The 11676-nt window shown below is 56.3% G+C and carries 10 protein-coding genes and 1 riboswitch; of the genes, 9 read left to right on the top strand and 1 reads right to left on the bottom strand.

Annotated features, from left to right (window positions below; genetic code table 11):
- Window positions 1-252: 252 nt before the first annotated feature.
- Complete coding sequence (rlmD, locus tag NGM66_RS09840) at window positions 253-1779, bottom strand: 23S rRNA (uracil(1939)-C(5))-methyltransferase RlmD (protein WP_208907850.1); 1527 nt, start codon at window positions 1777-1779, stop codon at window positions 253-255.
- Window positions 1780-2377: 598 nt separating this feature from the next.
- Between rlmD and NGM66_RS09845 the strand changes: the two genes are divergently transcribed.
- The 9 genes from NGM66_RS09845 (at window position 2378) to NGM66_RS09885 (ending at window position 10904) form a co-directional block, all read left to right on the top strand.
- A complete protein-coding gene (locus NGM66_RS09845) occupies window positions 2378-3028 on the top strand; it encodes an ABC transporter ATP-binding protein (RefSeq protein ID WP_208907852.1) in 651 nt (216 codons plus the stop codon).
- Window positions 3025-3783 (top strand): ABC transporter permease, encoded by a 759-nt coding sequence (locus tag NGM66_RS09850; protein WP_208907854.1) that lies wholly within the window; start codon window positions 3025-3027, stop codon window positions 3781-3783. The genes NGM66_RS09845 and NGM66_RS09850 overlap by 4 nt, the downstream gene beginning before the upstream one ends.
- Before the next feature lie 591 nt (window positions 3784-4374).
- Window positions 4375-5211 (top strand): oxidoreductase, encoded by an 837-nt coding sequence (locus tag NGM66_RS09855; protein ID WP_208907857.1) that lies wholly within the window; start codon window positions 4375-4377, stop codon window positions 5209-5211.
- Window positions 5212-5258: 47 nt separating this feature from the next.
- Window positions 5259-5363, top strand: a riboswitch (TPP riboswitch).
- A gap of 170 nt (window positions 5364-5533) precedes the next feature.
- Window positions 5534-6322, top strand: coding sequence for a hydroxyethylthiazole kinase (gene thiM, locus NGM66_RS09860; RefSeq protein ID WP_208907859.1), 789 nt, complete (start codon window positions 5534-5536; stop codon window positions 6320-6322).
- Window positions 6323-6919: 597 nt separating this feature from the next.
- Window positions 6920-7735 (top strand): bifunctional hydroxymethylpyrimidine kinase/phosphomethylpyrimidine kinase, encoded by an 816-nt coding sequence (gene thiD, locus NGM66_RS09865; protein ID WP_208907861.1) that lies wholly within the window; start codon window positions 6920-6922, stop codon window positions 7733-7735.
- Complete coding sequence (gene thiE / locus NGM66_RS09870; RefSeq protein WP_208907863.1) at window positions 7735-8388, top strand: thiamine phosphate synthase; 654 nt, start codon at window positions 7735-7737, stop codon at window positions 8386-8388. The genes thiD and thiE overlap by 1 nt, the downstream gene beginning before the upstream one ends.
- Window positions 8389-8898: 510 nt before the next feature.
- Window positions 8899-10197, top strand: a complete 1299-nt coding sequence (locus NGM66_RS09875; protein ID WP_208907865.1) for a Y-family DNA polymerase — start codon at window positions 8899-8901, stop codon at window positions 10195-10197.
- Entirely contained in the window at window positions 10190-10498 is a 309-nt protein-coding gene (locus NGM66_RS09880; RefSeq protein ID WP_208907867.1) for a hypothetical protein, read from the top strand. The genes NGM66_RS09875 and NGM66_RS09880 overlap by 8 nt, the downstream gene beginning before the upstream one ends.
- A gap of 13 nt (window positions 10499-10511) precedes the next feature.
- Window positions 10512-10904 carry a hypothetical protein gene (locus NGM66_RS09885; RefSeq protein WP_208907869.1) on the top strand — a complete coding sequence of 131 codons (393 nt, stop codon included), beginning with the start codon at window positions 10512-10514 and terminating at the stop codon, window positions 10902-10904.
- Window positions 10905-11676: the final 772 nt, after the last annotated feature.

An 11676-nucleotide genomic window follows, 5' to 3' on the forward strand; every position in this document is an offset into this window, starting at 1 on the left:
CCAGGGGTGTAGCCAGCTGTGTCGACCCAGTTAGCTGGCGTTGTTTGCCAGGTTACTGGGTGGGGCGACTTGAGAGACTCGCGGTTTTGCGAGGCTTTCAAGCGAACTGGAAGCCCGCGTCTGGGCTGGAAGTGTCCCCCATAGCAGGCGGAAGCCCTGGCAGCCGCAGGCAACGGCATCAACAATACTCATTGGGTGTCAGTTTGTCGTTATCTAAAAGTCTAACACGAAAACCAGTTGCTGCCTATTAATCTATTGACGGCGGCGTAGTTTAACCACTGCCTCACAGCGCGCGGTCTGCGGCATCATGTCCACGGACTGGATATAATCGACCTGATAATCATGGGTCAGCTCGACCAAATCCTTGGCCAGCGTCGATGGGTTGCAGGAAATGTAGACGAACTTTTCAGGGCGTACGGCCAGGATGGTTTCAATCAAAGTCGCGTCCAAACCGGTGCGCGGTGGGTCGACCACGATGGCGTCCGGTCGGAATCCGGCCATGATCCATTTGGGCAGAAGGTCTTCGGCGGTGCCGACTTCGTAGTGGGCGTTGGTGATGCCGTTGGCCGCCGCGTTGGCATTGGCGTCGGCCACGGCTTCGGGGATGACGTCCATGCCGCGGACTTCTTCAGCCACGTCGGCTAAAGACAAACCAATCGTCCCGATCCCGGAGTAGGCGTCGACCACGGTTTCACCCGGTTGTAAGTCCAAGGCCTTCTTGGCTTCGGCGTACAGAACGGTCATTTGTGACGGGTTCAGTTGTAGAAAGGCGCGAGCGGAGAGCTTGAAGGCCAGGCCGTCTAACTTTTCCGTGATGGCGTCGGCGCCGGCTAACGGCTTCGTTTCGTCGCCCCAGACCAGCGAGGTTTCACCCGGGTTGACGTTTTGCATGACCGAGGTCACTTGGGGAAGCTCACTAGCGATGCGTTCGAGCAGTTCGCGTTTGTGCGGTAGCTTTTGGGAGTTGGTGATGAAGACCAGTTGGACGTCGTCGGTGTTGGCAGCAGCACGCACGACCAGCGTTTTGACGATGCCAGACTTGGCTTCTTCGTCGTAGATGGGCATGTCCAAGTCCTGGAGCATGGCGACCACGGCGCGCATCACGGTCATGGTGACGGGCATTTGGACGGAGCAGGTGGCCAGGTCAACGAGATCGTGGCTGCGTTCGGCGTACAACCCGGCTTCGACTTTGCCCTCGGCGTTGCGGCGAACCTGGAATTGCGCCTTGTTGCGGTAGCCGTAGGGGTCGTCCATCCCCAGTGTTGGGCGTAGATCGTAGTGGCGAAAGCCTTGGGGCTGGTAGCGTTCCAGGGATTGGGCCACGATATCACGCTTGAATTTCAGTTGCTCGGGGTAGTCTAAATGTTCTAGCTCAAAGCCGCCGACAGCATCGGCATAGCTGTCCCGTGGTTCTACGCGGTGGGGGCTGGCCTTGCGAATCCGGTGGACCTTGGCGCGCAGGTAGCGGGTGGCCACGCTGGTGACTTCCACGACGGCCTCTTCATCGGTCAAAGCGCCGGGCACGAACACGGCCATGCGCTTGTAGTAGCCGATACCTTCGCCGTTGATCCCCATGCGTTTGATGGTCAATGGAAAACGTTGGCCGACTTCCACGGTCACGCCGGGGTTTTCCCGTTCTTGGCGGCGCCGGTCATTGTAGCCACGGCTAGTCCCGTGATTGTCGCGGTTGCGGTCCCGGTAACTGTGCCGGTCGTTACGGTCATTGTGGGCGTAGCGGTCGCGGCCGCCACGGTGATTGTGTGATTCAAAATTTGCCATTTTATCTCCTGTGACCCGGGTGCCGGTCAACACCAGACACCCGCATCGTTCTTTAGAAATTCAGTCATTAAGTCCGAAAAGACTTACGGTCTTGAACATTATACCAAACTTTCACGTCCCCCGGGGCGCGCGACCTTGGCCGGCCAAAATTAAAAGCCGTTTTCGTAGGCGATTGGCTGGGGTTTCGGTACAATGAAAGCAGATGTTTTTGGTGGCTGGTTTGGGGCCACACAGTGTGAGCTGGCCGCCTACCGTCCGCCAAATATGGGTCGGAACGCGGTGGGCGGACGGGTCGAGCCGAAGGGCGGTCTCGACGCCTCGCCTTTGAGCCGGAAAGGCGCGTCTCAAAGACGCCAGTTACCTAAGTGGCGTGAATCGTGCCACTAAGGGAACTCCCACGGCTGAACCCATATTTGGCGGACTCTCGGCTACAACGGGATTGCTAAGCGACAATCAGCTTAGTTCTAGTGGAGGCAACGCGCTGTCACTGACAAGGACCAATCTGCCAGGGTCAGCCGGCAATCAGTGGTCCCAGCGTTTCGGCCCTAATTTTGTGCCACGAAACAGATCGCTAAAGAACAAGAAAGGAGCAGGTGCCATGAGTTTGATCGAACTCGAGAATGTGGGCTACCAGGTCGATGACACGGCGATTCTAACCGACATCAACCTGAATATTGACAAGGAGGAGTGGGTGACGGTGACCGGGCCATCCGGTGGCGGTAAATCCACGTTGGTCCGCATCATCGCGTCACTCCTCAGTAAGACCAGTGGCCAGTTGACTTTTGCCGGCCAGCCCATTGAAAGCTACGACCCGGTGGCTTACCGGCGCCGCGTATCATATAGCTTTCAGCAGCCGACGCTTTTTGGCGACACAGTCCGGGACAACTTACAATTCCCTTACCAGATTCGTCAGCTACCGTTTGACCAAGACCGCGCCGTGGAAGGCCTGGAGGTGGTAGGGTTGGCCGCCAGTGATTTGGACAAGGCGGTCACAGATCTCTCCGGTGGTCAGCGCCAGCGAGTCGCCCTGTTGCGCAACGTGATGGTCTACCCGGAAGTCTTGATTTTAGATGAGGTCACGGCGGGGCTGGATTCCGAGAACAAGGCGTTCGTCTGGTCGCTTATCAAACGGTTTAACCAAGAGGACCACCTGACGATTATTGCCATCACCCATGATCAAGCAGAAATCGACGCGGCCAAACGACTGATCACAGTCAAGGACGGCCGCATCGTAGGAGGCAACGCATGAATTTAGCTGTGAACAATCAATCTTTACTGTTGGCGCTGGGCCTAGTCGTCATTGCGCTGGCAATTGGCTGGAAGGAAAAATTAGGCATCGACCGCGACATGATCATTGGTGTCATCCGGGCCGTCGTCCAGCTATTTGTGGTTGGGTATCTGTTGAAATACGTGTTTCGCGTCGATAATATCTGGCTGACCACGATTTTAATTTTAATTATTATTTTTAACGCCGGGTATAACGCGAAACAGCGAAGCAACGGTATTCCGCGGGCCCTGCCGATTTCCATTGGTGCCATCCTCATTAGCACAGGCGTCACCCTGGGCGTTTTGATGCTGGCGGGCGCGATTAAATTCATCCCGTCGCAAATGATTCCAATCTCCGGGATGATTGCGTCCAATTCAATGGTTGCCATTGGCCTGTGTTACCGCAACCTCAATGCCCAGTTCAAGCAGGAACGGCAGGCGGTGTTGGAAAAATTAGCGTTGGGCGCGGATTTGAAGGATGCGTCCAAGGAAATTTTACGGGACAGTATCAAGACGGGGATGCAGCCGACGATCGACTCTGCCAAGACGGTCGGTATCGTGAGTCTGCCGGGGATGATGTCCGGATTAATCTTTGCCGGCGTCGACCCGGTGCGGGCCATCAAATATCAGATTATGGTCACGTTCATGCTGATGTCGGCCACCAGCATTGGCTCGGTGCTGGCGTGCTACTGGGCCTACCGCGGCTTCTACAACGACCGCAAACAGCTGGTGATTTAGCTGTTTATTCCGCCTTGCCAGCCAGACGCGGCCATCCCATGGGGACCGGTCAAAGCCTGAGGAGCGGTCTTTGGCCTCGCTTTGAGCTGTCCCAAACCCGGCCATCTCAAAGTCGTCCCAGGCTGTAAGGCCGGCAGAAGACGCCGACCTAACACCCTTGTCACGGGATTCTGCGTCTGGCTGGCAAGGCTAAACGACAATCACCAGCTGTGAGGACAAGTCTCAGAAAGAAACGTGGTGGTGACGCACAGTAAGCAGCTAGCTGGTAAATAGTGGGCGATGTTGTTGTGAGCCGTAGCCGGCCCGGGACGGAACCCTGTGTCGGTGGCGTTAGGCCGGTGGGTTTCCGGTCTTACGGCACGGGACGTTTGGGAGACTCACGGGTTTGGTGAGGCTCACAAATGAGCTGGAAGACCGCTCCTCAGGCTGGAAGCGCTCCCCATAGGGTGGGAGTCCCGGGCCGGCTACGGCGGATAGACAACGACGTTAGCACTAATTTGCCAGATTAATTGCAATCGCTTACGGGAATTCGCTATTCTAGAGACAAAGCGTTTTAGACAAGACAGTAGAACCGAATTGGGAGGGATATGTATGACACATAGAAAAGTAGCGCTGGTCACCGGAGCCTCGTCTGGCATCGGCAACGCCATTGCACGGAGCCTGCACCGCAACGGCGTCATCGTTTACGCGGGCGCGCGGCGGGTCAGTCGTATGAATGACCTAGACGACTTGGGCATCACGACGTTAGCCCTAGACGTGACCGACCCGATTAGCGTGGAAAATGTGGTGGACCGCATCGTTAGTGAAACGGGACGGGTCGACATTTTGGTCAACAATGCTGGTTATGGTTTGATGGGGGCCCTAGAAGATGTGCCGATGGACCAGGCCCGCGACCAATTTGACGTGAACCTCTTTGGGGCCGCGCGGCTGATTCAGTCCGTGTTGCCCATGATGCGCCAACAACACAGCGGCCGCATCATCAACATCACGTCCGTAGACGGCAAGGTCGCCCAACCGCTGGCCAGCTGGTACGTGGCGTCAAAATTTGCGCTGGAGGGTCTCTCGGACGCCCTGCGCCTGGAGCTTGAGCCGCTGGGCATTCAGACGGTCGTCATTGAACCGGGAGCCATTCAATCCGAGTGGGCTGACATTGCCGCCGAGCATTTACGCACGACCTCGGGGCAGGGGCCGTACAAACCAACGGCTGACCGCGCCGCAGCCATTTTGACCGTGGTCAAGCAGTTCTCCAGCAAGCCGCGTGTCATTGCGCGGTTGGTCGACCGGGCGGCGCTGTCACGGCGGCCCAAGACTCGGTATCACGCGGGTTCTGGCAGTCAGATCTTAGTGGCCCGGCGGTTCTTGTCGGACAAGATGATCGACCACCTGTGGCAGGTGATTGGTGAGGCGGCTGAACGGTTTGCCCGCTAATCCGAGAATCATTGCCATGCCTGGAAAACCTGTTATACTTAACTTAACCAGAACACTAGGGGTGTCCACGATTGGGCTGAGATACGGGTGACCGTGATCCCTTGGAACCTGTCAAGTTCAGACTTGCGAAGGGAACGTGTCGTGGCACCAACAACGGGCCACCGGTTCACTGATCGTGAGGCGGTTCCCGTTTTTATTTTGTCCAAATGTAAAGCGCTCACATGGTCCCAGCCGCGCAATTAGTTAGGTGGCTGTTAGAAATGCGAGCGCACATACCTGGTAGGCTGGCCTGAATTAGATAGTACAAGGGAGGATTTCACCAATGAAAGTGACTTTGCTCGATGAATTGCGGGCGCAAAACCCGATCGTCTTTAACGTTTCTAATTTCGTGACCGTCCAAGACGTGGCCAACGGTATCAACGCGATTGGCGCGTCGCCCATCATGTCTGAGGAAGTGGCCGAAGCGGACGAAATGGTTGGCTTGGCGGGGGCAGTGTGCCTGAACCTGGGCGCTGTCACGGCCACGCAGGTCACCCAGATCCGCGCGGTGGGTCAGTCGGCGAACCGCCAACACCGGCCACTGGTCATCGACCCGGTGGCGGTTGGCGCGGTCAAATACCGGATGCAAATGGCGACCGGCCTGTTGGCTGATTTCCATCCCGACGTGATTCGGGGTAACGCGGGCGAAATCGCGGCGCTGGCCGGTGTCGACTGGCAAGCGAAGGGCATCGACGCCGGCGAAGGTTCCGGGGATCTGGCGGCCATCGCCAAGGCTTGCGCGCAGAAATTAAAGTGCGTGGTCATCCTCTCCGGTCCCACCGACGTCATCACGGACGGCGAACGGGTGGTCAAGGTCTTGAACGGAACGAAATTGTTCCAGGTCCACGTCGGTTCGGGTGACATGCTATCCAGCATCGTGGCGGCCTTCTGCGCAGTCACCGATGACTACTTCGAGGCGGCCCAAACGGCTTGTCTGGTCTTCGCCGCCATCGGTCAATTGGTCGCAGACGCCACGCCAAACCTGGGTGCCGGCACGTTCATCATGAAGCTCCTCGACAAGCTCCAAACCGCCACCGTCGCCGAAATCGAAGGCATTGCCGCTTTCGAATAAGACTGGTGGTCACCTACCGTGTAAATGGCGGAAACCAGATGCCTGCGGCTGCCAGGGGTTCCGCATATTGTGGAAACTGGCCGCCTGCCGCGGCGCGAAATCTAGGCTGGAACGCTGGGGGAGGACGCCCCGAGCCAAAGGGCGGTCTCGGCGCTTGCTTTGAGCCAGAAAACCACTGTCTCAAAGTCACCAATTTGTCAGCTCAGACCGCTGCCAAATTCCCCGGCTGAGCCTAGATTTCGCGCCACTCACAGCTCCGGTGGTGGTCGCTTGCAACGGCTACTTGAGACGGCAACGCTGGTGGTCAGACAATGGGCTGACGTTTGGTTGCTGAATGTCACAAGTATTAGCCGGAGGAGGCCAGGAGTGGAGCCAGCTGTGTCGACGGTGTTGGCTGAGGTCTTTTCTCAGCCTACAGCGTGGGGCGACTTCGAAGACTCGCGGGTTTGGCGAGGCTTTGAAGCGAACCGGAAGCCCGCTTCTCAGGCTGAAGGTGTCCCCCATAGCAGGCGGAACTCCTGGCAGCCGTAGGCGAGCAGCTCTACACAATTTAAAAGTTATCAAAAAATGCAACAGAACCAGAAGGGATGGGTAACCATGGCAAATGAATTTCCACAAACCTTAACGATCGCTGGGACGGACAGCGGTGGCGGGGCCGGCGTGATGGCTGACCTGAAGACGATGCAGGAGCGCAACGTCTTCGCCACGGCCGTTATCGTCGCGGTAACCGCGCAAAATACACTGGGCGTGCAGGACTTTATGGCCTTGCCGCAAAAGCTGATCGACGAACAATTCGCGTCTTTGGCGGACGACCTGAAGATTCGGGCCTGCAAGACGGGGATGCTGGCCGATGCGGCTCACGTGCATGGCGTCGTGGAAAATTTGAAGAAATACCAATTCGGCCCATTGACGGTTGACCCGGTGATGATTGCCAAGGGGGGCGCGGCGTTGTTGGCAGATGATGCCGTGGCCACGGTACGTGAGGAATTGGTCCCACTGGCGGATGTGTTGACGCCGAATTTACCGGAAGCCGAACGCTTGACTGAGCAAAAGATCACCACGGCGGCTGACATGGAACAGGCGGCAGTCGCACTGCAAGACTTGGGGGCCAAGAACATCATCATCAAGGGTGGTCACGAAGCCACGCCGGACAAGGCCAGTGATTTCGTCTTATTGGCGGACGGTCGGTCATTTTGGCTGACGGCACCACGGGTCGATACGGTGCGGACTCACGGCACGGGTGACACGCTGTCGTCTTGCATTACCGCCGAACTGGCGAAGGGCAAGGACTTTGAAACGGCCATTCGCATCGGCAAGGACTACGTGACGGCGGCCATCGCCAATCCAATCGCGGTCGGCCACGGTCACGGACCGTTGAATCATTGGGCTTACAATCAAGGAGGCGCTGAATAATGTCAGTGACGTTTGAATCAGGTCTGTTACGGGCCTATTTTGTGGCGGGGAGCCAAGACGTTCCCGGTCAAGATTTGCGCAAGGTGTTAGCGACCATGCTGGATGCCGGTATCACGGCGTTTCAGTTCAGAGACAAGGGTGCTAGCACGTTAAATGAGGAGCAGCGGGTGGCGCTGGGAAGCGATTTGCGCGTGCAATGCCATGAGGCCAATGTGCCATTTATCGTGGATGACGACGTGGATCTGGCCATCCTGCTCAATGCGGACGGCATTCACGTGGGTCAGAGCGACCAGAAGATTCAGCAGGTCATCAAAAAGGTCGATGGTCGGCGGATGTTCGTGGGGTTGTCGTGCAATACGGCTGAGCAAGTTGCCGCGGCCAACCAGATCGGCGGCATCGACTACATCGGGAGCGGTCCCATCTATCCGACCGTTTCCAAGGACGACGCGGATCCGGCCATGGGCGTCGATGGTCTGGCCGCACTCGTGCAACAGGCCAACGTGCCCATCGTGGCGATTGGCGGCGTGACGGTCAAGTCGTTGCCAGCCATTGCGGCGACCGGAGCGGCGGGCGTTGCGGTCATTACCCTGTTGACGCAGAGTACCGACCCGTATGCGGACACGCAAGCCATGCGCCAAGCCTTTGCCAAATAGAAACGGACACGCCTCACGTTCAAATTGTGTTGAACGGGGGGCGTGTTTTTTTGTGGAGACCCGTAAATCATTTAAATTGGTAAGGATGCTGTCTTAGCCACTCTGAAATACCTGTAACAGTCGGTTTTATCGTCTAAAACAACAAAAAACAGGCCCGATTTCACCGTGTTTAAGTGCGGCAAACCAGACCTGTTCCAAAGTTGAGGAAGCTAGTTGACTAGGGCTAACTTCACAAGTACATTCTAACACGACTACCAAATAAAAGCTATTAAAATATGACCATTCTGCAATATATTCGTTAATAAAATGTCCAAATGGGTGAGTAAGCTAACTGACCGATTTGGTTTAGGGAATGTCAAAATATTTCCCCAAATTGGTTACGACTTACGCCTGCTAATTGTGAGATGAATCACATTTAGCAGATAAAAAACGACAAATTAATTTGCCTGTTCCCCTTGTAAATTAGAACAAGTGTTCGTATAATGAGAACAACGAGAGGGGGAATACGTCATGGACTATTCGCAAGAGCCACACGGTCTGTTTTTTATGATCGACAACAAGTCCTTTTACGCCAGCGTCGAGAGCGTTGAGCGGGGACTGAATCCGTTACAGTCGATCATCGTCGTGATGTCCGAGGCCGATAACACGGGCTCAGGGCTGGTCTTGGCAACGTCACCGATGGCCAAGAAACTCTTTGGTATCAGTAATGTGTCGCGCCAATACGAAGTGCCGCATGATTCCCGTATCTTAGTTGTACCGCCGCGGATGAACTTGTACATTCAAAAGAATCTTGCCATCAATAAAATCTTCCGTGAGTACGTGGCGGATGCCGACCTATTTCCATACTCCATTGACGAATCCATTTTGGATATGACCAAGTCCTGGCGGTTATTTGGCCGCACACCGGAGGAAGTCGCCCGCAAGATTCAGCTACGGATTCGCCACGAGTTGGGGTTGTACACCACCGTGGGTATCGGGGAGAATCCGGTCCAAGCGAAATTGGCGTTGGACTTGCAGGCCAAACACGACCACGAATTGATCGGTCGCCTGACCTACGAGAATTTTCCCCGCTACATCTGGCCAATCACCAACCTGACGAAGGTGTGGAGTATTGGTCGCCGCACCGCCGCGCATCTTCAGCGCCTGGGCATTCACAGTATGGGGGAGCTGGCCCACGTGAACCCGTATGAACTGCAGCAGACGATGGGCCTGATTGGCGCGCAACTCTTTGCACTGGCCTGGGGCATCGACCGTAGCCACTTTACGCAGGTACGGCCACCCAAGGAAAAGAGCTGGAGCAACTCGCAGGTCTTGCCGCGCGATTATCAGGTCCAACGGGAGATTGAGTTGGTCTTACGAGAGATTGGCCAGCAAACGACCGCTCGCATGCGTCATCACCACCAACAGACAGGGTGCATCAGCCTGTACGTCGGCTTTGCTTGGGATGGCCAAGCCGACGACGGGCGTAGCGGGTTCAATCATAGCCGACGCATTGACCCGACCGACAACGCTCAGACAATCATCCGGGAATTGTTGACGTTGTTTCGGGATAATTGGGACGGCCAACCAGTCCGCAACTTGGGCGTGGGGTTGTCGCGTCTGAGTCCCAGTGGGCGCCTGCAACTGGATTTATTTCAGGACCCGCAGCGACAGATCAAGGACGATAAATTCGACCGGGTCATCGACGAGTTGCGGGATCGTTTCGGTAAGACCGCCGTGATTCCCGCCAGCAGCCTGCTCAAGGGCGGGACCATGTTGCGGCGGGCATCGTTAGTCGGCGGTCACAATGGGGGGAATAGCTTTGATTGATGAGACCAAGGAAGCCCAGCTGATTTTAAGCCGACTGGCACCGCTATTCACGGCCCAGTGGCACTGTCAGTATCGCTTGGACGTGATCAATAACCAGTACGGCCACGTCTTCAATTTCTTCTTAGACATCAAACGAAAAAATCACCGCGAACGGTCGATTCCGCTCCATTCGCTCCATACCACCGACCTGGCCGTCTTGGAACGGGTACTGACGCAGGTGCGGCAGGACACGGCGCTCACGCTGAATTTCGTCGACTTCGGTCGGGTGCGTTGGCCCCTGAGTCAGCGCTGGATTCGTTAGGAAGCGAGGCGTCATGATCTTGCATCAGACTGACAATGACGACCTCGCCCAGAACTTCTTTGCCCGTGATTATCACGATCGCGGCATGTTGAAGTGGGGTGGGTTCTACTTGTCTGACCACACCAGTGCTTTGGCCAAAATGCATGCGGCCGAGCAGGTGGAACAGCCCTTGCCTGAACAAACTGCGGCGGTCGTCAGTGAGCGACTCGCCGCAGCCTGGCGCAGTCAACAGCCGGTCCATTTGCAGTTAAACGTGGTGGATGACAACCAGACGATCCAGCTCTTGGATGGCGTGGTTGCCGGGGTGTTTGACGATCAAATCATTTGCCAGCTGCCTACCGGTAAATGCCAATCGGTAGCGTTGGCGGCAATCCGATGCGTTGTTCTAACTAAAAACGTGCACTGACCACAGCGAGGGTCGGCGCACGTTTTTGGTTACCAAAGATTAGCAAAGGGACCATCGATGCCGACCGCGACATCAGTGTTCCCTTTGTTGGAGATTGAGTTATGGTGTGTTTCACAGATGGGCTGAAACCCACCTCGGGGCCAGTATAACATTGCGGCGGCCGTTTGTTTACTGGTTCGGTACTGATTGTGCGATTAACACCTTTATTGACGGCTGGGTCTGGCCGCCTCCGGTCTGCCAAATATGAGCCGGAACGCGGTGGGCGGACGGGTCGAGCCAAGGGGCGGTCTCGACACCTCATCTTCGAGCCGAAGACCACGTCTCAAAGACGCCAGTTACCTAACCGGCATGAAGCGCGCCGCCAAGGTAACTCCCACGGCTGAGCTCATATTTGACGGACCTCCGGCTACAAGGGTGGCTGCCAATCGTCCACTATGTTGGTGTAGGTCTGGCCGCCTACCGTGGCGCGAAATCTAGGTTGGAACGCTGGGGGAGGACGTTCTGAGCCAAAGCCCGGTCTCAGCACTTGCTTTGAGCCGAAGGCCACGTCTCAAAGTCACCAATTTACCAGCAAGGAGCGCTGCTAAATTCCCCGGCTGAACCTAGATTTCGCGCCACTCTCGGCTACAAGGGTGGTTGCCAGCAGCGGTTAGGTGATTTGTATTGGTCAGCCGATGATGATTGCCGTTCCGGTCCATGGGCCACGGCGCTTAGGGAACTGACAACTTGGAGACGCGAACTATTGGCTCCAAGTTGAGGCCGGAGACCGCTC

The organism is Levilactobacillus yiduensis (assembly GCF_024718525.1).
GTDB classification, from domain to species: domain Bacteria; phylum Bacillota; class Bacilli; order Lactobacillales; family Lactobacillaceae; genus Levilactobacillus; species Levilactobacillus yiduensis.